The sequence below is a fragment of the Stenotrophomonas sp. GD03819 genome (genome assembly GCF_029841665.1).
Classification (GTDB): domain Bacteria; phylum Pseudomonadota; class Gammaproteobacteria; order Xanthomonadales; family Xanthomonadaceae; genus Stenotrophomonas; species Stenotrophomonas geniculata.
The window spans coordinates 149,682-172,265 of the sequence record NZ_JAOCEW010000005.1 but is presented as its reverse complement, the minus strand read 5'-3'; the positions used below and the strand labels follow the sequence as shown (position 1 = coordinate 172,265).

At 66.7% G+C, this 22,584-nt stretch carries 20 protein-coding genes; 11 read left to right on the top strand and 9 right to left on the bottom strand.

What is annotated here, in order from left to right; genetic code table 11:
• Nucleotides 1-152 precede the first annotated feature (152 nt).
• Nucleotides 153-1,340 (top strand): mechanosensitive ion channel family protein, encoded by a 1,188-nt coding sequence (locus N5D45_RS04980; protein ID WP_197576549.1) that lies wholly within the window; start codon nt 153-155, stop codon nt 1,338-1,340.
• Between the two features lie 72 nt (nt 1,341-1,412).
• On the opposite strand, the gene N5D45_RS04975 is transcribed toward N5D45_RS04980, so the two are convergent.
• Genes N5D45_RS04975 through typA form a run of 3 tightly spaced genes read right to left on the bottom strand, consistent with a single transcriptional unit; the run spans nt 1,413 to nt 5,403 of the window.
• Entirely contained in the window at nt 1,413-3,035 is a 1,623-nt protein-coding gene (locus N5D45_RS04975; RefSeq protein ID WP_197656954.1) for an amidase, read from the bottom strand.
• A gap of 41 nt (nt 3,036-3,076) precedes the next feature.
• The gene (locus tag N5D45_RS04970) at nt 3,077-3,544 is read right to left on the bottom strand and encodes a DUF2127 domain-containing protein (RefSeq protein ID WP_005408223.1); all 468 of its coding nucleotides are present in this window, start codon (nt 3,542-3,544) and stop codon (nt 3,077-3,079) included.
• A gap of 11 nt (nt 3,545-3,555) precedes the next feature.
• Entirely contained in the window at nt 3,556-5,403 is a 1,848-nt protein-coding gene (gene typA / locus N5D45_RS04965; protein WP_010483969.1) for a translational GTPase TypA, read from the bottom strand.
• Between the two features lie 273 nt (nt 5,404-5,676).
• Between typA and N5D45_RS04960 the strand changes: the two genes are divergently transcribed.
• The 6 genes from N5D45_RS04960 (at nt 5,677) to N5D45_RS04935 (ending at nt 12,321) form a co-directional block, all read left to right on the top strand.
• The gene (locus N5D45_RS04960) at nt 5,677-6,168 is read left to right on the top strand and encodes a peptidylprolyl isomerase (RefSeq protein ID WP_004153629.1); all 492 of its coding nucleotides are present in this window, start codon (nt 5,677-5,679) and stop codon (nt 6,166-6,168) included.
• A gap of 118 nt (nt 6,169-6,286) precedes the next feature.
• Entirely contained in the window at nt 6,287-7,273 is a 987-nt protein-coding gene (locus tag N5D45_RS04955; protein ID WP_004153634.1) for a malate dehydrogenase, read from the top strand.
• 129 nt (nt 7,274-7,402) lie between these two features.
• Nucleotides 7,403-8,017, top strand: coding sequence for an RluA family pseudouridine synthase (locus N5D45_RS04950; RefSeq protein ID WP_049411406.1), 615 nt, complete (start codon nt 7,403-7,405; stop codon nt 8,015-8,017).
• Nucleotides 8,018-8,640: 623 nt separating this feature from the next.
• Nucleotides 8,641-10,521, top strand: coding sequence for a propionate--CoA ligase (gene prpE / locus N5D45_RS04945; RefSeq protein ID WP_279938506.1), 1,881 nt, complete (start codon nt 8,641-8,643; stop codon nt 10,519-10,521).
• Between the two features lie 193 nt (nt 10,522-10,714).
• Complete coding sequence (locus tag N5D45_RS04940) at nt 10,715-11,218, top strand: hypothetical protein (protein WP_010483966.1); 504 nt, start codon at nt 10,715-10,717, stop codon at nt 11,216-11,218.
• Nucleotides 11,219-11,265: 47 nt separating this feature from the next.
• Nucleotides 11,266-12,321 carry a suppressor of fused domain protein gene (locus tag N5D45_RS04935; RefSeq protein WP_019337044.1) on the top strand — a complete coding sequence of 352 codons (1,056 nt, stop codon included), beginning with the start codon at nt 11,266-11,268 and terminating at the stop codon, nt 12,319-12,321.
• Between the two features lie 67 nt (nt 12,322-12,388).
• Here the strand turns inward: N5D45_RS04935 and N5D45_RS04930 are convergent, their stop codons facing one another.
• From N5D45_RS04930 to N5D45_RS04910, 5 genes are all read right to left on the bottom strand, one after another.
• Nucleotides 12,389-13,000: a glutathione S-transferase N-terminal domain-containing protein gene (locus tag N5D45_RS04930; protein ID WP_010483964.1), complete on the bottom strand. Its 612-nt coding sequence runs from the start codon at nt 12,998-13,000 to the stop codon at nt 12,389-12,391.
• A gap of 84 nt (nt 13,001-13,084) precedes the next feature.
• Nucleotides 13,085-13,543: a cell wall hydrolase gene (locus N5D45_RS04925; protein ID WP_004154513.1), complete on the bottom strand. Its 459-nt coding sequence runs from the start codon at nt 13,541-13,543 to the stop codon at nt 13,085-13,087.
• 298 nt (nt 13,544-13,841) lie between these two features.
• The gene (locus N5D45_RS04920) at nt 13,842-15,872 is read right to left on the bottom strand and encodes an NADPH-dependent 2,4-dienoyl-CoA reductase (RefSeq protein ID WP_279938504.1); all 2,031 of its coding nucleotides are present in this window, start codon (nt 15,870-15,872) and stop codon (nt 13,842-13,844) included.
• Between the two features lie 101 nt (nt 15,873-15,973).
• On the bottom strand, nt 15,974-16,606 hold the full coding sequence (locus N5D45_RS04915) for a membrane protein (RefSeq protein ID WP_010483962.1): 633 nt from the start codon (nt 16,604-16,606) through the stop codon (nt 15,974-15,976).
• Between the two features lie 173 nt (nt 16,607-16,779).
• A complete protein-coding gene (locus tag N5D45_RS04910) occupies nt 16,780-17,799 on the bottom strand; it encodes a zinc-binding alcohol dehydrogenase family protein (protein ID WP_043401399.1) in 1,020 nt (339 codons plus the stop codon).
• Nucleotides 17,800-18,156: 357 nt separating this feature from the next.
• Between N5D45_RS04910 and N5D45_RS04905 the strand changes: the two genes are divergently transcribed.
• From N5D45_RS04905 to N5D45_RS04890, 4 genes are all read left to right on the top strand, one after another.
• Nucleotides 18,157-19,248, top strand: a complete 1,092-nt coding sequence (locus N5D45_RS04905; protein ID WP_010483958.1) for an OmpA family protein — start codon at nt 18,157-18,159, stop codon at nt 19,246-19,248.
• A 220-nt stretch (nt 19,249-19,468) separates the two neighbouring features.
• Nucleotides 19,469-19,975, top strand: a complete 507-nt coding sequence (locus N5D45_RS04900) for a hypothetical protein (RefSeq protein ID WP_010483956.1) — start codon at nt 19,469-19,471, stop codon at nt 19,973-19,975.
• Between the two features lie 83 nt (nt 19,976-20,058).
• On the top strand, nt 20,059-20,805 hold the full coding sequence (locus N5D45_RS04895) for a pseudouridine synthase (RefSeq protein WP_238794440.1): 747 nt from the start codon (nt 20,059-20,061) through the stop codon (nt 20,803-20,805).
• Between the two features lie 85 nt (nt 20,806-20,890).
• Entirely contained in the window at nt 20,891-21,226 is a 336-nt protein-coding gene (locus N5D45_RS04890; protein WP_005412356.1) for a hypothetical protein, read from the top strand.
• A 118-nt stretch (nt 21,227-21,344) separates the two neighbouring features.
• Here the strand turns inward: N5D45_RS04890 and kbl are convergent, their stop codons facing one another.
• Nucleotides 21,345-22,553, bottom strand: a complete 1,209-nt coding sequence (gene kbl, locus N5D45_RS04885) for a glycine C-acetyltransferase (protein WP_005408238.1) — start codon at nt 22,551-22,553, stop codon at nt 21,345-21,347.
• Between the last annotated feature and the right edge of the window lie 31 nt (nt 22,554-22,584).

Genomic DNA, 22,584 nt, shown 5'->3' with positions numbered 1-22,584 from the left:
ACCCTCCCCGCCATCCCAGAGGAAACACGCTTCTGCTGTTGCTGTTGCTGTTGAGGTTGCCGGCCAGCGGCCGGCGCTACAGCAGGTGCAGGGCTGCAAGCCCTGCCGATCAACACCCTGCTTACGAACGACTGACGTGACGCTCATGCGCCATGCGCGAGGCTGTCCGCTTGGCTGTTCGTGTGGAGGTAGCAACGGTGCACTGGCAAAGCGCACAGGCATATGCATGGCCGCTGGGTCTGGCGGCGTTGGTGGGCGGCATCGGCGCGTGGCTGATCCTGTGGATCTATCACCGGCTGAAAGGGCGTGATCGCCGGCGTGCGCGCATCGGTCGTGTGCTCGGGCTACCGATGGCCACTGCATGGCCGCTGCTGCTGTTGATTCCCGCGTTGCAGGCCACACCGCTGCAGGATCCGTTGCTGGGCAATCTGCAGCATGTGCTGCACATCGCGCTGACCGCGTGCTTCATCTGGTTGCTTGTACGCGCGGTGGCGGCCGGTGAGCGCGCGATCCTGCGCAGCCATCCCATCGATGTCTCCGATAACCTGGAGGCGCGCCGCATCCAGACGCAGACGCGGGTGCTCAGTCGTGTGCTGATGGGCGGCATCGTCGTGCTGGGCGCGTCGTTGGTGCTGCTGACCTTCCCGATGGTGCAGAAGATCGGTACCGCGCTGCTGGCCTCGGCGGGCCTGATCGGTCTGGTGGCCGGTATCGCGGCCAAGCCGGTGTTCGGCAACCTGATCGCTGGCCTGCAGATTGCAGTGACGCAGCCGATCCGCCTGGATGACGTGGTGATCGTCGAAGGCGAATGGGGCCGCATCGAGGAGATCGGCAGCAGTTACGTGGTGGTGCGCATCTGGGATGAGCGGCGGATGGTGGTGCCGTTGACCTGGTTCATCGAGAACCCGTTCCAGAACTGGACGCGGCGCAGTGCCGATCTGCTCGGCACTGCGTTTCTATGGCTGGACTACCGGGCGCCGATCACGGCGATCCGCGCCGAACTGGAGCGCATCTGTCGTGGCGAAGCGCTGTGGGATGGCCGGGTCTGCGTGACCCAGGTGACCGAGACCAGCGAGCGTGCGATCCAGGTGCGACTGCTGGTCAGCGCGCGCAGCTCCGGTGATGCCTTCGACCTGCGTTGCCTGGTGCGCGAGCGCATGCTCGACTTCCTCGCGCGTGAGCATCCGCAGTCGCTGCCGCAGGTGCGTGCGCGGCTGCAACACGAAGACGAGCTGGATATGCCGCGCGGCCCACGTGCGCGCACCGCGGATGTGCGTTCGCCTGGCGCGGAGGATGGTGAAGCGGCGATCGTGCCGGCGGAGCCTGACCAGCCTCTGTAGAGCCGGGCCATGCTCGGCCGCTTTCGATTTTCCGGTGAAGCCGAGCGTGGGCTCGGCTCTACAGAAACACGATCACGGCTCGCCGGCGTCGATCAATGCATCGGTATCGAAGTGCGGCGGGCGCCGTGCGCGCGTGCGCTGCTCGTAGGCGTAGGCCATTTCGATCAGCTTCGGTTCGCTCCAGGCGGTGCCCATGAACAGCAGGCCGACCGGCAGGCCATCGATCTGGCCCATCGGCACGGTCAGGCTGGGGTAACCAGCGACGGCGGCCGCGCTGTAGCTCTCGCCGGGGAAGTCGTCGCCTTCGCTGCGGATCGGCCACGCCACACCGGTGGTGGGTGCGACCAGCGCGTCGAGCTGGTGGGCGGCGAGGGCGGCGTCGATGCCTTCCGGGCCGGCCAGGCGGCGCGCATCGCTGCGCGCGCGGATGTAGGCCGGGTCGGCCAGGCCAGCAGTGGCATCGGCCTCCACCAGCAGCTCCTGGCCGAACAGGCCCAGTTCCTGCTTGCTGTGCGCCTGGTTGAAGGCAATCAGGTCGGCCAGGCTGCGCAACGGCGCGCGGTGGGTGCTGAAGTAGCGCTCCAGCCCGGCCTTGAATTCGTACAGCAGCAGCGTGCGCTCGGCTTCGGCCCAGGCGCCCTGGTTGGGCAACTCGACGGGGACCACGACGGCACCAGCGCGACGCAGCTCGGTCGCTGCCTGATCGATCAGCGGCGGCATGCCGCGGTACTTCAGCAGCGGCGTCTGCAGCAGGCCGATGCGTTTGCCGCGCAGGCCCTGCGGGTCCAGGCGTGCGGTGTAGTCGTAGACCGCGCGGCCGGGCATGGTCGCGGTGGCCGGGTCGGCATCATCGCGGCCGGCGATCGCGGTCAGCACGGCGGCAGCGTCGGCGACGCTGCGTGCCATCGGCCCGGCAGTGTCCTGGCTGAAGGAGATCGGGATGATGCCGTCGCGGCTGACCAGGCCGACGGTTGGCTTCAGGCCGACCACGCCGTTGATCGCCGCCGGGCAGACGATGCTGCCATCGGTCTCGGTACCGATCGCCACGCTGGCGAGGTTGGCGGCCACGGCCACCGCGCTGCCGCTGCTGGAGCCACAGGGCGAATGACTCAGCCGATAGGGATTGCGGGTCTGGCCACCGCGTGCGCTCCAGCCGGAGATGGAATCATTGCCGCGGAAATTGGCCCATTCGCTCAGATTGGTCTTGCCCAGCACCACCGCACCGGCTTCGCGCAGCCGGCGCACCAGGTAGGCATCGTCCGGACGGAAGCCCTGCAGGGCCAGTGAGCCGGCGCTGGTGGCCATCGGCGCGGCGTTGATGTTGTCCTTCAGCAGCAGCGGGATGCCATGCAGCGGGCCGCGCAGGCGTCCTTCGCGGCGCTCGCGGTCGCGAGCGGCGGCTTCCTTCAGGGCATCGGGGTTGAGCTCGATCACTGCGCGCAGGCGCGGCCCGGTGCGGTCCAGGGCGGCGATGCGCTGCAGGTAGGCCTGGGTCAGGGTGGTGCTGTCCAGTTCACCGGCGGACATCCGCGCCTGCAGGTCGGCAACATCGGTTTCGGCGTACGGGAACGGCACGTTGCGGCTCGCAGGTTCGGCCGCATGCGCGCTGGGCGTGGCCGGGCTGCAGCCAGCCGAAAGCAGCGCCGGCAGCGCGGCGAGCAGGCAGGTCAGCAGAGGCGGCAAGGACGGGCGCATGGGGCGGCTTGGTCGGCTCCAATCCCCAGTGTAGCGGGTGCTCAGCGGTGACGCTTGCGCAGGTCGCGGGCGAGGACGTAGACCACGATCAGGTTGATCGCCAGGATCGTCCACGACGGCCAGCCGGGATGGCGGATGATCGCGAAGATGTCGAACGGCAGGTACAGGGCGGCGGTCAGGCAGCCCAGCCAGGAAGCCCAGGCCTTGGCCCGCCACAGGCCCCAGGCCTCAACCAGGTGCAGCAGGCCGTAGCCGATCATCCCCGCCGCGGCCAGGTGGACCGCGTCGGGGCTGATCATGTGCAGCAGCGAGGGCAGGGTGCCATGGTCCGGATCCAGGCTGAAACGCCGGATCAGGGCCATGATGCCGTGCCGTAGCGGCTGCGGTCCGAGCACTTCCAGCCCGGTGGCGGCCAACAGCGCCAGCATCGCCTTGCTCGCTTCGAGCAGGGCGATGACATGGAGACCCGGATGCCGGTGTGGATCCGGGTTGTAGCCGCTCTGGTTCACGGGGTGCTGGCTCAGCCGCCGCGCGAAGCCTTCTTGCGGTCGCTTTCGGTCAGGAACTTCTTGCGCAGACGGATCTCCTTCGGGGTGATCTCGACCAGCTCGTCGTCTTCGATGAAGTCCAGGGCCTGTTCCAGCGAGTACTTGATCGCCGGGGTCAGCTGGATCGCATCGTCCTTGCCCGAAGCGCGCATGTTGGTCAGCGGCTTGGTCTTGATCGCGTTGACGGTCAGGTCGTTGTCCTTGGAGTGGATGCCGACCAGCTGACCTTCATACACGTTGTCGCCTTCAGCTGCGAACAGCTTGCCGCGTTCCTGCAGCGGGCCCAGCGAGTAGGCCGGCGTGGTGCCCGGCGCATTGGCGATCATCACGCCGTTGATGCGCTTGGCAATCGCGCCCTGTTCCTTCGGACCGTAGTGGTCGAACACGTGGAACAGCAGGCCCGAACCCTGGGTCAGGGTCTTGAACTCGTTCTGGAAGCCGATCAGGCCACGGGCCGGGATCGAGTATTCCAGGCGCACGCGGCCCTTGCCGTCCGATTCCATGTTCTTCAGCTGGCCCTTGCGGGTGCCCAGCTTTTCCATCACGCCGCCCTGGTGGATTTCTTCGATGTCCACCACCAGCTGCTCGATCGGCTCCATCATCTGGCCGTCGATTTCCTTGATGATCACTTCCGGGCGCGACACGGCCAGCTCGTAGCCTTCGCGACGCATGTTCTCGATCAGCACCGACAGGTGCAGTTCGCCACGGCCGGAGACCAGGAACTTGTCAGCGTCTTCCAGCTGCTCGACCTTCAGGGCCACGTTGTGGACCTTTTCACGGTCCAGGCGGTCCTTGATCTGGCGGCTGGTCAGGAACTTGCCACCGGACAGGTCCTTGTTGCCGGCGAACGGCGAGTTGTTGACCTGGAAGGTCATCGAGATGGTCGGCTCGTCGACGGTCAGCGCCGGCAGGGCTTCCGGGAAGTCCGGCGCGCAGATGGTGTCGGAGATGGTCAGCTCCTGGATGCCGGAGATGGCCACGATGTCGCCGGCCTCGGCCGAATCCTGCTCGATGCGCTCCAGGCCCATGAAGCCCAGCACCTGCAGCACCTTGCCGTTGCGCTTCTTGCCTTCACGGTCGATGACCGCGACCTGCATGTTCTTCTTCAGGGTGCCGCGCTGGATGCGGCCGATGCCGATCACGCCCACGAAGTTGTTGTAGTCCAGCTGGCTGATGCGCATCTGGAACGGGCCTTCCGGGTCCACTTCCGGACGCGGCGCGTGCTGCATGATCGCTTCGTACAGCGGGGTCATGTCGCCGTCGCGCACGGTGTCTTCCAGGCCGGCGTAGCCGTTCAGGCCCGAGGCGTAGACGATCGGGAAGTCCAGCTGCTCGTTGGTCGCGCCGAGCTTGTCGAACAGGTCGAAGACCTGGTCGATCACCCATTCCGGACGGGCGCCCGGACGGTCGACCTTGTTGACCACGACGATCGGCTTGAAGCCCATCGCGAAGGCCTTCTGGGTCACGAAGCGGGTCTGCGGCATCGGGCCGTCCATCGCATCGACCAGGATCAGCACGGTGTCGACCATCGACAGCACGCGCTCGACCTCACCACCGAAGTCGGCGTGGCCGGGGGTGTCGACGATGTTGATCCGGTTCTTGATGCCGGTCTTCTTGTCTTCCCAGGTGATGGCGGTGTTCTTGGCCAGGATGGTGATGCCGCGTTCCTTTTCCTGGTCGTTGCTGTCCATCACGCGCTCGGCGAGGACGGTGCGCTCGGACAGGGTGCCGGACTGCTTCAGCAGCTGGTCGACCAGGGTGGTCTTGCCATGGTCGACGTGGGCGACGATGGCGATGTTGCGAAGATTTTCGATGGACATACGAAAGGGGGCCAGTCGGCGCCGGATTTGGAAAAAGAAGTCCAACATTATACGTCGAACTTGACGATTCGCGAAAAGGTGGATTTCACGCCGGTCATGGGGCCCATTCAGCTGGCTGTCCGCAGCGGCGGCCGAGGCCGCCAGGACCGTCGTGTGGGGCTCCCCCGCCGGCGGCTGAAGCCCGGATCTGCGCCCATGGTCGAAGCCGCCGCCGCCACGAGGCAGGTGTAAACTAGGTGGCTAGACGCGTTCCCCTCTGCATCAAGGATCTTCATGTCCCTCATCGCCACTTTCGACACCACCCAGGGCCCGATCAAGGTCGAGCTGTTCGCCGACAAGGCGCCGCTGACCGTGGCCAACTTCGTGAACCTGGTCAAGCACGGTTTCTATGACGGCCTGATCTTCCACCGCGTGATCGCCGACTTCATGATCCAGGGCGGCTGCCCGCAGGGTCGTGGCACCGGCGGCCCGGGCTACAAGTTCGAAGACGAGAAGAATGGCGTGAAGCACGAGGTCGGCTCGCTGTCGATGGCCAACGCCGGCCCGAACACCAACGGCAGCCAGTTCTTCATCACCCACATCAAGACCGACTGGCTGGATGGCCGCCACACCGTCTTCGGCAAGGTCCTGGAAGGCCAGGCCATCGTCGATTCGGTCAAGCAGGGCGACGTGATCCATTCGATCACCCTGGAAGGCGACGTCGACGCCGTGCTGGCCGCCCAGGCCGAGCGCGTCGCGGAGTGGAACAAGCACCTCGCCGCCTGACCCCCCTTCGAGACGGCCACCCACGGGTGGCCGTTTCCCTGTTCCCCGCCGCCCGCCAGGCCAGCGTGGCCACGCCCGCGGCGTCCCATCAAACGCTTGCAAGCAAGAGGAAACCCCCATGAAAGCACCCGTTCGTGTTGCCGTGACCGGCGCCGCCGGCCAGATCGGTTATGCCCTGCTGTTCCGCATCGCCTCCGGCGAAATGCTGGGCAAGGACCAGCCGGTCATCCTGCAGCTGCTGGAACTGCCGGTCGACAAGGCCCAGGCCGCCCTGAAGGGCGTGATGATGGAGCTGGAAGACTGCGCCTTCCCGCTGCTGGCCGGCATGGTCGGCACCGATGACGCCGAAGTCGCGTTCAAGGACGCCGACATCGCCCTGCTGGTCGGCGCACGTCCGCGTGGCCCGGGCATGGAGCGCAAGGACCTGCTGCTGGAAAACGCCAAGATCTTCACCGCCCAGGGCGCAGCGCTGAACAAGGTCGCCAGCCGTGACGTGAAGGTGCTGGTGGTCGGCAACCCGGCCAACACCAACGCCTACATCGCCATGAAGTCGGCGCCGGACCTGAAGCCGGAAAACTTCACCGCCATGCTGCGCCTGGACCACAACCGCGCGCTGAGCCAGCTGTCGACCAAGCTGGGCAAGCCGGTCGGTGGCATGGAGAAGCTGGTCGTGTGGGGCAACCACAGCCCGACCATGTACCCGGATTACCGTTTCGCCACCGCCGATGGCGCATCGATCGCCGATGCGATCAACGACCAGGAGTGGAACGCCAACACCTTCATCCCGACCGTGGGCAAGCGCGGCGCGGCGATCATCGAAGCCCGTGGCTCGTCCTCGGCTGCTTCGGCCGCCAACGCTGCCATCGACCATGTGCGTGACTGGGTGCTGGGCAGCAACGGCAAGTGGGTCACCATGGGCGTGCCGTCCGACGGTTCCTACGGCATTCCGGAAGGCGTGATCTTCGGCTTTGCAGTGACCACCGAGAACGGCAAGTACACCCTGGTGAAGGATCTGCCGATCGACGACTTCAGCCAGAAGTACATCGACAAGACCCTGGCCGAGCTGGAAGAAGAGCGCGCCGGCGTCGCCCACCTGCTGGGCTGATGCAGGCGGTACCGGCCACGGCCGGTACCTCCACCGCGATGGTGGGTACCGACCGTTGGTCGGTACGCTCACCGCAGAAGACGGGGAGGCTTCGGCTTCCCCGTTTTCATTTGGAATTCCTGGAATCGCATGATCCACCTGCACTACATCGACGACGCGCTGCTGGTGGCCGAGAAGCCGGCCGGCCTGCTGTCCGTGCCCGGCCGCAGCGCCGAGAACCAGGACTGCGTGGTCGCGCGCCTGCAGGCGCTGTACCCGGATGCGTTGACGGTGCATCGGCTGGATCAGGTCACCTCCGGCCTGCTGCTGCACGCGCGAGGCAAGGAGATGCAGGCCGCATTGTCGATGCAGTTCGAGCAGCGCCAGGTCGGCAAGCGCTACGAAGCCGTGGTGCAGGGAGTGCTCGAAGGTGATGCCGGCGAAGTGGACCTGCCGTTGATCGTGGACTGGCCGAACCGGCCGAAGCAGATGGTCGACCATGAGCGCGGCAAGCCGGCGCTGACGCGTTGGCGCGTGTTGGCTCGTGATGTTGAAGCGCAGCGCACGCGCGTGGAACTGGAACCGATCACCGGCCGCAGCCATCAGCTGCGCCTGCACATGGCCAGCCTTGGCCATCCGATCGTCGGCGATGTGCTGTATGACGCGGCACCGGCGCAACGCGTGCATCTGCATGCGCGCAGCCTGCGGTTTACGCATCCGCTGACGGGCGAGGCGCTCGCGTTCGAGTCCGCGGCTCCGTTCTAGGGGCCGGCAGGGCTTGCAGCCCTGCACCTGCCGAAGCTTTCAGGCAACAGCAACAGCAACGTCAAAAACTAAAGCGGCATTCCGCGGGATGGCGGGGCACTGTGGGTGTGCGGGGACTCCATGAACCCATCCATGGGGGCTTGGTCGCGGCATCCATGCCGCTCACACCCCGCACACCCACAGTGCCCCGCCTTCGACAGATTTCCGTGGTCGTTGGTAGGTGTCGACCTTGGTCGACACATCTGTCAGAAATCGAATCGAATGGAATTCATCCGCGCATGGCGTGGATCGAGCGTGTCGACCAAGGTCGACACCCACCAAGAGCAGGCAATGCCAGCCCGAAAGATTGCGGGGAACTGTCGAAGGCGGGGTGGGTCCGGTTGCGGGGGCGTGAGCCGCATGGATGCGGCGACCGAGCCTCCATGGACGGATTCACGGCTTCCCCCGCAACCGGACCCGCCCCGCCATCCCCGGTAAGCCAGCTTCTGCTGTTGCTTCGGCTTCTGCAGGTGCAGGGCTGCAAGCCCTGCAGAACAAACCCCACCCCCTACCAAGGTAGGGCGGCCCGCTCGCCAGCGCCGGACTATCCTCGAACCCATGACTTTGTCTGGGAGGGCTGCGTCATGAACTACGAGGAAACCTACCGTCGCTCGATCGACGAGCCGGAGGCCTTCTGGGGCGAGGAAGCCAAGCGCATCCATTGGCACAAACCGCCACAGCAGGTGCTCGACTACAGCAACCCGCCGTTCCGGCGCTGGTTCGTCGGTGGTGAAACCAATCTCTGCTACAACGCCGTGGATCGCCACCTGGCCGAGCGCGCCGACCAGCTCGCGCTGGTCGCTATCTCCACCGAAACCAACAGCACGCGTGAGATCACCTATCGCCAGCTGTATCGCGAAGTGAACGACTTCGCCGCCGCGCTCAAGCACCTCGGCGTCGGTCACGGTGACCGCGTGGTGATCTACATGCCGAACATGGCCGAAGCCGTGTTCGCGATGCTGGCCTGCGCGCGCATCGGTGCGGTGCACTCGGTGGTGTTTGGTGGCTTCGCCGCGCACAACCTGGCGCTGCGCATCGACGATGCGAAGCCCAGGCTGCTCATCGCCGCCGATGCCGGCATGCGTGGTGGCAAGCTGATTCCGTACAAGCCGATGGTCGACGCCGCCTGCGCCGAAGCGGCTTCGCCGCCACCGCATGTGCTGATCGTGTCGCGTGGGCTGGATGCAGCCGAACCACGCGTGCCGGGCCGTGATGTGGAGTACGCTACGCTGCGTGCGCAGATCGGGGAAGTCGATGTGCCGGTGCAATGGCTGGAAGCAAGCGAACCGAGCTACCTGCTGTACACCTCCGGCACCACCGGCAAGCCGAAGGGCGTGCAGCGTGATGTCGGTGGCTATGCCGTGGCGATGGCGCAGTCGATGGAGACGGTATTCGACTGCAAGCCTGGCCAGGTGATGTTTTCCACCTCTGATGTCGGCTGGGCTGTCGGTCATTCCTACAATGTGTACGGCCCGCTGATCGGTGGTTGCACCTCGCTGCTGTACGAAGGGCTGCCGACCAATCCGGACCCGGGCATCTGGTGGGCACTGTGCGAGCAGTACAACGTGCGAACGATGTTCTCTTCGCCCACCGCCATCCGCGTGCTGAAGAAGCACGACGCAGACTTCATCCATCGCCACGACCTGCGCGCGCTGAAGTACCTGTTCCTGGCCGGTGAGCCGCTGGATGAACCGACCGCGCACTGGATCAGCGAAGCGCTCGGCAAGCCGATCATCGACAACTACTGGCAGACCGAAACCGGCTGGCCGGCACTGACCCTGCTGCCGGGCCTGGAGATGAAGCCGGTGCGCTTCGGTTCGCCGGGTTTCCCCAATCTCGGCTATCGGATGAAGGTGATCGACGAGAACACCGGTGAGGAAGTCGCACCGGGGCAGAAGGGCGTGCTGGTGGTGTCGCCGCCGTTGCCGCCGGGCTGCATGAGCACGGTGTGGAATGATGACAGCCGCTTCCTGCAGAGCTACTTCAGCCACTTCAAGGAACTGCTGTACAGCTCGCTGGACTGGGCGATCCGCGATGATGACGGTTACACCTTCATCCTCGGCCGCACCGACGATGTGATCAACGTGGCCGGGCACCGCCTGGGCACGCGCGAGATCGAGGAGGCCATTTCCAGCCATCCGCGCGTTGCCGAGGCTGCCGTGATCGGGGTCAAGGACGAACTGAAGGGGCAGGTGCCGCTGGTGTTCGTCACCCTCAAGCAGGGGCTCGATGGCGAGGATCCGGCGCCGGTGGTGGCCGAGATGATGGCGACGGTGACGACTTCGCTTGGTGCGGTAGCGCGCCCGGCGCATGTGCACGTGGTCAATGCACTGCCCAAGACCCGTTCGGGCAAGCTGCTGCGGCGCTCGTTGCAGGCGTTGGCCGAACAGCGCGACCCGGGTGACCTGTCGACGCTGGATGATCCCAGCGCGCTGGAGGAAATCCGCCGCGCGCTGGGCCGCTGACCTGCTTCTGCAGAGCCGAGCCGATGCTCGGCTCCGCATGCCTTGCCAAAGCAGCCGAGCATGGGCTCGGCTCTACAGGGGAGGCCGTTGCTGCACCGCAGCTTCCTCCCTGCAACCGGTGCGCTAAGCTCGGTTGCAGGGGAGCGTGCCCGCCAGGGCGCGCCGGCATTGCGCATCGAGGGAGGGGGAGGCAATGGCATTGCTGCACGCCAAGACGGCGGCTGGCCGTCAGGAAATCGAAGACCGTGGCCGGCGCCTGCCGGCGGCATTGCGTTCGATCCTGCTGATGGTCGACGGCCATCGCGATGACACTGAATTGCGCGGCCTGTTCGAAGGCCTGCGTGCGCCGCCCGACGCACTGGAGCAATTGTCAGCGCAGGGCCTGATCGAAGTGATCGGCGGAAGTGCCGAGGTGACACCGCTGCGCGGCATCAGCACCGGGCGCGAACAGGACCCGGCGCTGTACCAGCAGCTGTACGACGCGATGAGCGAGGCGGTACGCCGCCACCTGGGCCTGAAGGGCTACTTCATGCAGTTGAAGATCGAACGCTGCACCGATGCGCTGGCGCTGGAACGCCTGTGCCCGGAACTGCTGGCGGCGGTGGGCAAGGCGCGCAGTCCGGCGCTGGCGCAGCGCTGGTGGCAGGAAACCCAGGCTGCCGTGGTCAATGGTGGTGGCGAGGTCGTGCAGGCCTGAGCCACCGCGTAAAGTGATCGGTTCACTTCCCCCACAAGGAGTCCCGCGTGCAGGACGACCACGACGACACCGACACCCCTGGCTGGGACGCGATCAATGCGGCGCTGGCGCCCCTGTATGCCGGGCAGGAGCCGCGTCACTTCGGCACCGCGCTGCCGTACACGCTCGGTGGCCAGGATCCTCTCGATGGCATCAGCGTGTACTGGGCGGATGCGCCTGTACCCCACTGGCACTACATCACTTACGGCTTCTCCGAACTGTATGCCAAGGAGAGCAGTGATGCCGCCACCAGCGGCTATGGTTTCGAGCTGACCTTCCGTCTCGCTGCCGACGCCGGTGAGAACGCCGGCAGCACCCCGCCGGTGTGGCCGATGAACCTGCTGCAGAACCTGGCGCGCTATGTGTTCGGCAGTGGCAACGTGTTCGAGGACGGTCACCATCTCAATGCCAACGGCCCGATCGCGCTGGAGACCGGCACGCGCTTGTGCCATCTGGCCTTCGTCGCGGATCCGCAGTTGCCCGCACGCGACACCGCCAATGGCCACCTGCAGTTCCTGCAGCTGGTCGGGCTGACCGATGAGGAGATGGAAGCGGTCAAGCGCTGGTCGACGCGCGGCGTGCTGCAGGCGCTGCAACCGGCGATGCCGCTGTGGATCAGCGACCTGCATCGCGGCAACCTGCTGGAGGAACCGGCGCTGGCCGCACAGGTGCAGGCCGGCAGCGAGCGCGAGGGCTCCAGTACCGGCATGTTGTTCATCGAGACACTGGATTGGCGGCAGGAGGCGGGCGTCACCACCCTGGTGCTGGGGGCCGGCCAGGTCGCCAGCGTGTGCGAGCTGCTGCCGCTGCGCCTGCGCCACGGCAGATCGCTGGAACTGGTCAGCCGCGAGCGGCAGTGGGAGTTCGTTCCGGCCAGGGGCGGTGAAGTGGGCGACGTCTCCGCCGACAACGCGCGCTGGGCACTGGACGAGGCGGGATTGCAGGCCCTGGCTGGCGTGCGTGCCGAGCGCGGTATCTACCCGGTGGTGGAGGCGCTGTGCATCGAAGTGGTGCCGACCTATCTGCGCGATGCCAAGGGCGAAGTGATCCGCCAGATCGGCTGATCACGCTGCTGGAACCGAGGGGGTCAGAGCCGCCTGCTGCGCAGACGGATCCGACCCCAGGTCAAGATCAGGCCAGGCCTTCAGCCTTCAGCGCGGCCTGCACGCCGGCGTCGGCATCCATGCGCGCCTTGTAGGCGGCCAGGTTGTCCAGGCCGGACAGGTCGACCTTGGTGCCGGCGGCCCAGCGCAGGGTGATGTAGAAGTACGGATCGGCGAAGCTGCGGAAGCCGGCCAGCCACGGCTTGTCGGCCAGCTGCTTGTCGGCGGTCTCGAACAGGCCACGCAGGCGCTTGTGCGCGGCGGCGCGGATCGCATCGAACTGGCTCTCGTCGGCGATGAACTTGCCCGGCGCGAACAGCGGCGAGAAGGCCGGATGCACATCGGAATTGACGAAGGCCAGCCAGCGGGTGGCTTCGGCGCGCTGGCGCGGGCTGCCATCGCCGCCGAGGCCGGCCTGCGGGTAGGTGTCGGCGATATAGCCCATGATCGCGGCGTTCTGCAGCAGCACGAAGTCGCCGTCGACCAGTGCGGGGACGGCACCGGCCGGATTGATCTTGAGGAATTCCGGCCCCTTCAGGGTGTCCTTGTTCAGCAGTTCAACCTCGAACGGCTGGCCGGTCCACTGCAGGGCGATGTGGTCGGCGGTGGAACAGGCGCCGGGCTTGCTGTACAGCTTCATGGGAACTCCAGGTGATGCGGGCGGGAAACGCCCACTATCCCAGAGCCTGCCGGCGGGCGGCAACGCTGCCGCCAGCACGGATCGTTACGACTGCCGCGGCTTGAGGTTCTGCACCTTGTAGAAGGTGTGATCGCCGATGGTGGCCACCTGGTAGGCATTGCGCCAGTTCGGACTGGCGATGGACAGCGCGGCGAAGTGGCTGGCACCGGGCACGATCTCGCGGCGCTCGCCGGCCGGCAGCGCCCAGTTGCGCTCGGCGTCGAAGGCCACGTTCATCGCCTCGCTCCAGGCCGCGTCGTTGCCCAGCTGGGTACCGGGGGAGACGATGGTCGGTGCGAACTGCTTACGCGCGGTGACCACCTGGCACATCGAGTCGCCCCACAGGCCACTGTCGAGACGGCGCAGGGCGACCTCGGCGACGGCCTGCTGGCCCCGCAGGGTCTGGTCGCGGGCTTCCAGGTAAACGGTGGTGCTCAAACACAATGAATCAGCGGCCGGCTGCGGCAACAACTGCGACAGCCAGAGAATCCAGGCCAGTTTCATATAACTCCTTGCTCCGTGTGGGCCGCACCCTCCGGTTCCGGCCGCGGGGGCGACAGGAGGCGGGGTACGACTTGGCGTCATGGGGAGGCGGCCATCGGGGCCGCCCCGTGGGCAGCCCCAAAAGAAACGATCAGTACCGATCGAGGGGGCTGCGCCGGCTCACCGGAAACTGGCTGGTGAGCGGAAAGATGGCGCAAGGTAGGGGGGGATAGCCGAACGCATCGTGAACCGTGCGACTTGACATTCAGGTTCGGCAGGGGTGACGGAAATCACATTCCGCCCCCCATTCAGGCCCTCATCAGAGCGCAGCGGCGACCCGGCTGCCCTGGTCGATCGCCCGCTTCGCATCCAGTTCGGCGGCCAAATCGGCGCCGCCGATCAGCTGCGCGTTGATGCCGGCGGCCTGCAGTTCGGCCTGCAATGCGCGGTTCGGTTCCTGCCCGGCGCAGATCACCACATGGTCGACCGGCAGCAGCTGTTCGCTGCCTTCCACGCGGATGCGCAGGCCCTCGTCGTCCACGCCCAGGTACTCGACGCCGCCGAGCATGCGCACGCCCTTGGCCTTCAGCGTGGCGCGATGGATCCAGCCGGTGGTCTTGCCCAGTCGCGCGCCGGGCTTGCCCGGGCTGCGCTGCAGCAGCCACAGCCGGCGCGGCGAGGCTTCTGCCTGCGGCCTGGCCAGCGAGCCGCGGGCCTCGAACGTGCTGTCCACGCCCCATTCGGCCATCCAGCGCTGCGAGTCCAGCGAGGGCGACTCACCGGCGTGGCTGAGGAATTCGCCGACATCGAAGCCGATGCCGCCGGCGCCGATGATCGCCGCATTGGCGCCCACTTCGACCCGCCCCAGCAGCACGTCCAGATAGCTGACCACCTTGGCGTGGTCGGCGCCGGGGAAATCGACCTTGCGCGGGGTGATGCCGGTGGCCAGCACCACCTCGTCGAAGCCGGCCAGGTTGGCGGCATCAGCACGGGTGCCGAGGCGCAGCTGCACGCCGGTCTCCTGCAGCGTGTGGCGGAAGTAGCGCAGGGTCTCGTAGAACTCTTCCTTGCCGGGGATGCGCTTGGCCACGTTGAACTGCCCGCCGATCTCCTCGTTGGCATCGAACAGGGTGACCTGGTGGCCGCGCTGGGCAGCGACGGTGGCACAGGCCAGGCCGGCGGGGCCTGCACCGACCACGGCAACCTTCTTCGGCGTAGTGGTGGGGCGGTAGACCAGCTCGGTCTCGTGCGCGGCGCGCGGGTTGACCAGGCAACTGGCCAGCTTGTTCTCGAACACGTGGTCCAGGCAGGCCTGGTTGCAGGCGATGCAGGTGTTGATCGCCTCGGCGCGGCCGGCACGGGCCTTGTTCGGCCACTGCGGGTCGGCCAGCAGCGGCCGCGCCAGCGACACCATGTCGGCGCCGCCATCGGCGAGGATGCGCTCGGCGACGTCGGGCATGTTGATGCGGTTGGTCGCCACCAGCGGCACTTTCACATGTGGCTTGAGCTTGGCGGTGACCCCGGCGAAGGCAGCGCGCGGCACCGAGGTGGCGATGGTCGGGATGCGCGCTTCGTGCCAGCCGATGCCGGAATTGATGATCGTTGCGCCGGCCGCCTCGATGGCCTGCGCCTGCTGCACGATCTCGTCCCAGTTGCTGCCGTCGTCCACCAGATCCACCAGCGACAGGCGGTAGATGATGATGAAGTCCGGGCCGCAGGCCTCGCGGATACGGCGCACGATCTCCACCGCGAAGCGCATGCGCTGGCGCGCGTCGCCACCCCAGGCATCGGTGCGCTTGTTGGTGCGCGGGGCGATGAACTCGTTGATGAGGTAGCCCTCCGAGCCCATCACTTCCACGCCGTCGTAGCCGGCCTCGCGGGCCAGCTTCGCGCTGCGTGCGTAGTCGGCGATATGGCGCTCGACGCCGCTGGCCGAGAGCGCGCGCGGGGTGAACGGGTTGATCGGTGCCTTCAGCTTCGACGGCGCCACCGACAAAGGGTGGTAGGCATAGCGGCCGGCATGCAGCAGCTGCAGGCAGATCTTCGCGCCGTGCTGGTGCGCGGCGGCGGTGAGCTGGCGGTGCGGGCGTACTTCCCACGGCCAGGACAGCTTGCCGCCGAACGGCTTCAACCAGCCCACTACATTCGGCGCGAAGCCACCGGTGACGATCAGGCCGACGCCGCCCTCGGCGCGTTCGGCGAAATAGGCCGCCAGCCGCGGGAAGTCGCGGGCGCGATCCTCCAGGCCGGTGTGCATCGAGCCCATCAATACGCGGTTGCGCAGCTGGGTGAAGCCCAGGTCCAGCGGGGCGAACAGGTGGGGATAGGCGCTTTCGTTGGCTGGCGACATGGTCGATACGCTTGCGTACGGAAGCGCGAAGCGTGCCGCGAAACGGCGGCCGGAGCAAGGGCTGGCGAATCGGTAGCGCCGGGCCATGCCCGGGGACGCGGCTACCCGTGGCCGCGCTGTGCGCTCGCCGGGCGCGGTCCGGGCATCGGCCGGCCAATCCCGAACCAGCCCAGCGTCATTCCGCACAGCGGCCCGATCAGCAGGGCGAAGGCCAGCGTGCCGAGGCCGACATTGCCGCCCAGCCACCAGCCCAGCAGCAGCACGCTGCCCTCGATCAGGCTGCGCACTTTCCAGATCGGCCAGCCGGTACGGGCGTGCAGGCCGGTCATCAGGCCGTCGCGCGGGCCAGGGCCCAGCTTGGCGCCGATGTACAGGCCGGTGGCCAGCGCGACCAGCAGCATGCCGGCGCAGAACATCGCCAGCTGCCAGCCCAGGCCGACCGCCGGCGGCAGCAGCCACAGCCCGAACTGCGCGGACGGGCCGATCAGCATCACGTTGAGCACAGTACCAACGCCCGGCTTCTGCCGCAGCGGCCACCACAGCAGCAGCACCAGCGCACCGATCACATTGGTGGCCAGCCCGAACGAGAGCGGCGTCTGCGCGGCGATGCCCTGCGACAGCACGTCCCAGGGCGCCACGCCGATGGCGGCACGGATCATCAGCGATGCGCCGAAGCCGTACAGGAACAGGCCGGTGATCAGTTGCAGCATGCGCAGGGGCAGGGCGGTGGGCATGGCGGTCTCGGGGGAGGGGGATCTGTTCCCACCGTAATCCCGATCCAGTCACTTCAATAGATACAGATGCCGACCAATCAGCCGCTACAGGCGGAATCTGTAGCGCCGAGCCCATGCCCGGCTGCTTTGCCTGGCACCACCAGCCGAGCATGGGCTCGGCGCTACATGACGCGTCAGTCGCCCCAGCCTGCCAGCGCCAGCTTGCCCACCGTGCGTCCGCCGGCCAGGCGCTGATGCGCGATGTCCAGATTTGTCGCATTGATCGGGCCCAGCGTCTCGCTGAGGGTGCCGCGCAGCTGGCCGGCATCGATCATGCTGGCCGTGCGGCTGAGGATGCGGTGCTGCTCGATGCAGTCGGCAGTGGCAAAGCGCGAGCGCGCGAACATGAACTCCCAGTGGATGCCGATGCACTTGGCCTTGTAGGGATCGCCGATGCGCAGCGGCCCACGTGGCTCGACGATCAGGCCGACGTGTCCCTGCGGCGCCAGCAACAGGCCCAGTTCGTCCCAGTAGTGATCGGTGTCGGCCAGGTTGAGTGCGACCTGCACCGCGTCGATGCCCAGCGCCTGCAGCTGGGCCTGAAGCGGTTGCCGGTGGTCGATCACGTGCCGGGCACCCATCTGCCGGCACCAGTCGGCCGAGGCCTCGCGCGACGCCGTGGCGATCACCTCGAAACCCGCATGGCGGGCCAGCTGGATCGCCATCGAGCCGACCCCGCCCGCACCGCCGATCACCAGCAGATGCTGGCCGGCGTGGCGGCGATCGTCCAGGCGCAGGGGCATGCGCTCGAACAGCAGCTCCCAGGCGGTGAGCGTGGTCAGCGGCAGCGCTGCGGCCTCAGCGAAATCCAGCGTGGTGGGTTTGCGCGCGACCAGACGTTCGTCCACCCACTGGTACTGCGCATTGCAGCCGGGGCGGGTGACATCACCGGCGTAATAGACCTCGTCACCAGAGGCGAACAGGCTGGCCTCGTCGCCGATCGCCTCGACCACGCCGGCGGCGTCCCAACCCAGCACGCGGGGCGCCTGGAGCGTGGCCGGATCCGTGCTGGCACGCTGCTTGCCATCGACGGGGTTGACCGAAACCGCCTCGACCCGGACCAGCAGGTCACGCCCCCGGGGAGGCAGCGGCGGGGGCAGGTGGATATCGCACAGGGCGGGGGCGGATTCACGACTCAGGGCGACGGCTTTCATCACGGCTCCGGCTGGGTTCGTGGCTCCATCATAAGGTTCCTCACCTTTCCGCAAACACGCTGAACCGTGTGATGCAGTACGTTGCGCAATATGTCGTTTTCCCCGCCTAAACCCCGTCAAACCCTTGCAGCGTGAGGGTCTTGCGGATTTTCATCATCCTGTATAGGGTTTCAACGTCGGACCGGTGGACGGTCGGGCGCAACACTTCACATGTTACGGGACTGTTAACATGGCCTTCACCCGCCTGAGCATAATGTTCGCGGCGGTGGCGTGCTGAATCGGCTGTCGTACATCGACGCACTTGTGCTGGCCCATGCCTCTACCGGTTTCATACCCCCGAAATAGGAGCTGTACTCAATGAACAAGAAGATCCTTACTGCCGCGCTGCTGGGCGGCCTGGCTTTTGCCCAGGCAGCTTCGGCGCAGGAGTTCGATGACCGCTGGTACCTGACCGGTTCGGCCGGCTTCAACTTCCAGGACAGCGACCGTCTGACCAATGACGCTCCGTTCGTGACCCTGGGCCTGGGCAAGTTCATCAGCCCGAACTGGTCGCTGGACGGTGAGCTGAACTATCAGAACCCGAACTTCGATTCGAACAAGGACCTGAACTGGTCGCAGTACGGCGTCTCGCTGGACCTGCGTCGCCACTTCATCAAGGAAGGCCGCGGCTGGAACCCGTACATCGTCGGTGGCCTGGGCTACCAGAAGTCGGAAGAAGAGTACCCGGCGCTGAATGCCAATGGTCCGCGCCAGCGTAAGGACGGCAACGTTGCCGCCAAGCTGGGCGTCGGCCTGCAGACCACGTTCGAAAAGCGCGTTGCTGTCCGCGCCGAAGTGGCCTACCGCGCTGACTTCGACGACCAGAGCGTTGCCGCTCCGAAGGAAGACTGGTTCGGCGACGTGCTGGCTTCGGTCGGCGTCGTGATCCCGCTGGGCCCGGCTCCGGTCGCGGCTGCTCCGGCTCCGGCTCCGGTTGCCCCGAGCTGCGCCGACCTGGACGACGACGGTGACGGCGTCAACAACTGCGACGACAAGTGCCCGAACTCGCAGCCGGGTCAGACCATCGGTCCGGACGGTTGCCCGGTGCCGGTCTCCATCGACCTGAAGGGCGTCAACTTCGACTTCGACAAGTCGAACCTGCGTCCGGACGCCGTGGCGATCCTGAGCGAAGCCACCGAGATCCTGAAGCGTTACCCGGATCTGCGCGTTGAAGTTGCCGGTCACACCGACTCGAAGGGTACCGACGCTTACAACCAGAAGCTGTCGGAGCGTCGTGCTACCGCCGTGTACAACTACCTGACCAAGAACGGCGTTGACGCCGGTCGCCTGGTCGGCCCGATCGGCTACGGCGAGAGCCGTCCGATTGCTCCGAACACCAACCCGGATGGTTCGGACAACCCGGAAGGTCGCGCCAAGAACCGTCGTACCGAGCTGAACGTCCAGAACTAAGTTCTGACGCTCTGCCTGTAGGACACAGCAGGACCCGGCTTCGGCCGGGTCTTGTTGTTTCTGCGGCCCGGAATCCGGGTATCTACTGCTACGCAGGCAACCGTTCGTCGGGTTTTTGTTCGTAAAACCAATGAGTTGCCGTATTCATTGAAAGTGGCGCTTGAAAGCTGTCGCGGCATTGCTAAACTCGCCGCGTCACTTCCTTTCCTGGATGCCCTTCATGCTGCGCTCTGCATCGGCCGCCTTCCTGGCGCTGGCCCTGGTTCCCGCCGCCCACGCTGCGGTCGATTGCTCGGTCAACACCAGCGCCTCGCCGCTGCCCTTGCCGGCCACGACCATTGCGCCGGTGGCCGACGAGCTCTACATCCGTGGCAACCAGCTGGGCATGCCGGCCGGTGTGCTGAGCAGCAACTACGATCCGTCGCAGTCGCTGGACCAGGTGCTTCAGCGCCTGCGCATCGACGGCTGCCAGAACATCGCCAAGGCCATTCCGAGCGCACCGGCGGTGAAGCCGAACGATCCGGCGGCCTACAAGCCGCAGACCGAATTCGACAACACGCCCTGGCGCTTCGACATGAGCCAGAACGGCAAGCGCATGACCGCTGAAGAGTTCGATGCCTGGATGAAGGCGCGTGGCGTGCGTGTGGTCAAGGCACGTCCGGCTCCGGCCGCCACCCCGGCTCCAGCCGAAGCACCGGCTGAGACCAAGCCGGTCGACAAGAAGTAAGCGCCGCGGGGAGCAGAGGCTTGCGCACGCGCCGCCCACCTGCCGCCCCCGCCGCCCGCTCCCACGCACCGCGTGGGCGTGCGATTCCCGCTGCCACAGCCGCCGGTGTCCGTCATGGCCTGGCGCGCGTGCTGTCCAAGGCCGGCGTCTGCTCGCGCAGCGAGGCCGCGCGCTGGATCGCCGAGGGCCGCGTACGCGTGTCCGGCCGCATAGTGCGGGATCCCGAGTTCCCGATTGGCCAGCCGGCGCCGCCGATCGAGGTCGATGGCCAGCCGATGGGTGCGCCGCAGCGCCTGTACCTGATGCTCAACAAGCCGCGCGGGGTGGTGACCACCGCGCAGGACGAGCGTGGCCGCGACACCGTCTACCGCTGTTTCGATGGCGCCGGGCTGCCGTGGATCGCACCGGTCGGGCGCCTGGACAAGGCCAGCGAGGGGCTGTTGCTGTTCAGCAACGATCCGCAGTGGGCCGCGCGTCTGACCGATCCGGAAACCGGCCCGCAGAAGACCTACCACGTGCAGGTGGACCGCCTACCCGACGAGGACACCCTGGCTGCGCTGCGCGCCGGTGTCGAGGACGAAGGCGAGTTCCTCCTCGCCCAGGCCGTGCGCGTGCTGCGCAGCGGCGACAAGACCGCGTGGCTGGAGGTGGTCCTCGACGAGGGCCGCAACCGCCACATCCGCCGCCTGTTGGCGGCCTTCGACCTGCAGGTACTGCGCCTGGTCCGGGTTGCGATCGGCGGGCTGCAGCTCGGCGATCTCGGCAAGGGGCAATGGCGGCTACTTGAGGTCAGTGACCAGCAGCGGCTGGGGGCCGCTGCACCGGGCTGATCATCGCCCGCGGCCGGCGGTTGCCGGCCACCGTTCCAGGCGTAGGGGGCGCCTGGTTGCTGAATTTCCCGAACGGAGCCTGCCCATGTACCACCCGACCCTCAACCAAACCCTGCGCTGCGCAGGCCTGCTGCTGCCGATGGTGCTGCTGACCGCCTGTGGTGGCCACAAGAAGGTGGCCAAGGCGGAAACGCCGGCTGAAACACCGGTGGTGGAAGTGAAGACCCCGGAGCTGGATGGCCGCGGCAGCTACCGCTTCCTGATGAGCAACGGCGACAAGAAGATGACCGCCGATGAGTTCGATGCCTGGATGAAGGCCAACGGCATCCGCGTTGCCAAGGGCAACGGCCAGGACGCTGCCGCCAAGCCGGTGGTGGTGGCCAGCAAGGACGAGCCGAAGGGCAAGAAGAAAAAGAAGTGACGCGCGTCGCGCGTCATTTCGGTAGCGCCGGGCCGTGCCCGGCGAGCGCATAGCGCGGCTATCGGGAAACCGCCGGGCATGGCCCGGCGCTACCCGTGGGGATCCGACCCCGGGGCGATCAGCCCTTGATCACGCCCAGCTCGACACCGATGCGGGTGAACGCATCGATCGCGCGGTCCAGATGCTCACGGCTGTGCGCGGCGCTGATCTGGGTGCGGATGCGCGCCTGGCCCTTGGGCACCACCGGGAAGAAGAAACCGATCGCGTAGATGCCTTCTTCGAGCAGGCGCTCGGCGAACTTCTGCGCCAGCGGTGCGTCGTACAGCATCACCGGGCTGATCGGGTGCACGCCCGGCTTCACGTCGAAACCGGCGGCGACCATCTTTTCGCGGAAGTAGCGGGTGTTCTCCACCAGGGTGTCGCGCAGGTCGTCAGCGGCGGCCAGCATCTCGAACGCCTTGATGCCGGCGGCAACCACATGCGGCGGCAGCGAGTTGGAGAACAGGTAGGGCCGCGAACGCTGGCGCAGCAGCTCGATCACCTCGGCGCTGGCGCAGGTGAAGCCGCCCAGTGCGCCGCCCATGGCCTTGCCCAGGGTGCCGGTGATGATGTCGATCTTCTCCAGCACGCCCTTGACCTCGGCCGAACCGCGGCCGGTGGCACCGAGGAAGCCGGTGGCGTGGCACTCATCGATGTGCACGAGCGCGTTGTACTTCTTCGCCAGCGCGGTGATTTCGTCCAGCGGCGCGATGAAGCCGTCCATCGAGAACACGCCGTCGGTGGTGATCAGCTTGGTCTTGCAGCCGGCGGCATCGGCGGCCTGCAGTTGCGCTTCCAGGTCGGCCATGTCGCAGTTGGCGTAGCGGAAGCGCTTGGCCTTGCACAGGCGCACGCCGTCGATGATCGAAGCATGGTTCAGCGCATCGGAAATGATCGCGTCGTTCTCGCCGAGCAGCGGTTCGAACAGGCCGCCGTTGGCGTCGAAGCAGGCCGCATACAGGATGGTGTCCTGCTTGCCGAAGAAGTCGGCGATCTGCTTCTCCAGCTGCTTGTGCAGGTCCTGGGTACCGCAGATGAAGCGCACCGAGGCCATGCCGAAGCCGTGGGTATCCAGCGCATCCTTGGCGGCCTGGATCAGGTCCGGATGGTCGGCCAGGCCGAGGTAGTTGTTCGCACAGAAGTTCAGCACCTTGCGGCCGTCCTCGAGGGTGATCTCGGCCGACTGCGGGCTGGTGATGATCCGTTCGGACTTGAACAGGCCCTGGGCGCGGATGGCGTCCAGTTCCTCGGCGTAGTGGCGGGTCAGGGCGGAGGAAGCGTCGGTCATGGCGTGGGCACGGCTCTGAACGGGGAAACCG

What these genes read in the sequence shown, in the direction of transcription:
- N5D45_RS04980 (WP_197576549.1), top strand. Translation starts at nt 153, where the DNA reads ATGCGCGAGGCTGTCCGCTTGGCTGTTCGTGTGGAGGTAGCAACGGTG.
- N5D45_RS04975 (WP_197656954.1), bottom strand. Translation starts at nt 3,035, where the DNA reads ATGCGCCCGTCCTTGCCGCCTCTGCTGACCTGCCTGCTCGCCGCGCTG.
- typA (WP_010483969.1), bottom strand. Translation starts at nt 5,403, where the DNA reads ATGTCCATCGAAAATCTTCGCAACATCGCCATCGTCGCCCACGTCGAC.
- N5D45_RS04960 (WP_004153629.1), top strand. Translation starts at nt 5,677, where the DNA reads ATGTCCCTCATCGCCACTTTCGACACCACCCAGGGCCCGATCAAGGTC.
- N5D45_RS04955 (WP_004153634.1), top strand. Translation starts at nt 6,287, where the DNA reads ATGAAAGCACCCGTTCGTGTTGCCGTGACCGGCGCCGCCGGCCAGATC.
- N5D45_RS04950 (WP_049411406.1), top strand. Translation starts at nt 7,403, where the DNA reads ATGATCCACCTGCACTACATCGACGACGCGCTGCTGGTGGCCGAGAAG.
- prpE (WP_279938506.1), top strand. Translation starts at nt 8,641, where the DNA reads ATGAACTACGAGGAAACCTACCGTCGCTCGATCGACGAGCCGGAGGCC.
- N5D45_RS04940 (WP_010483966.1), top strand. Translation starts at nt 10,715, where the DNA reads ATGGCATTGCTGCACGCCAAGACGGCGGCTGGCCGTCAGGAAATCGAA.
- N5D45_RS04930 (WP_010483964.1), bottom strand. Translation starts at nt 13,000, where the DNA reads ATGAAGCTGTACAGCAAGCCCGGCGCCTGTTCCACCGCCGACCACATC.
- N5D45_RS04925 (WP_004154513.1), bottom strand. Translation starts at nt 13,543, where the DNA reads ATGAAACTGGCCTGGATTCTCTGGCTGTCGCAGTTGTTGCCGCAGCCG.
- N5D45_RS04920 (WP_279938504.1), bottom strand. Translation starts at nt 15,872, where the DNA reads ATGTCGCCAGCCAACGAAAGCGCCTATCCCCACCTGTTCGCCCCGCTG.
- N5D45_RS04915 (WP_010483962.1), bottom strand. Translation starts at nt 16,606, where the DNA reads ATGCCCACCGCCCTGCCCCTGCGCATGCTGCAACTGATCACCGGCCTG.
- N5D45_RS04910 (WP_043401399.1), bottom strand. Translation starts at nt 17,799, where the DNA reads ATGAAAGCCGTCGCCCTGAGTCGTGAATCCGCCCCCGCCCTGTGCGAT.
- N5D45_RS04905 (WP_010483958.1), top strand. Translation starts at nt 18,157, where the DNA reads ATGAACAAGAAGATCCTTACTGCCGCGCTGCTGGGCGGCCTGGCTTTT.
- N5D45_RS04900 (WP_010483956.1), top strand. Translation starts at nt 19,469, where the DNA reads ATGCTGCGCTCTGCATCGGCCGCCTTCCTGGCGCTGGCCCTGGTTCCC.
- N5D45_RS04890 (WP_005412356.1), top strand. Translation starts at nt 20,891, where the DNA reads ATGTACCACCCGACCCTCAACCAAACCCTGCGCTGCGCAGGCCTGCTG.
- kbl (WP_005408238.1), bottom strand. Translation starts at nt 22,553, where the DNA reads ATGACCGACGCTTCCTCCGCCCTGACCCGCCACTACGCCGAGGAACTG.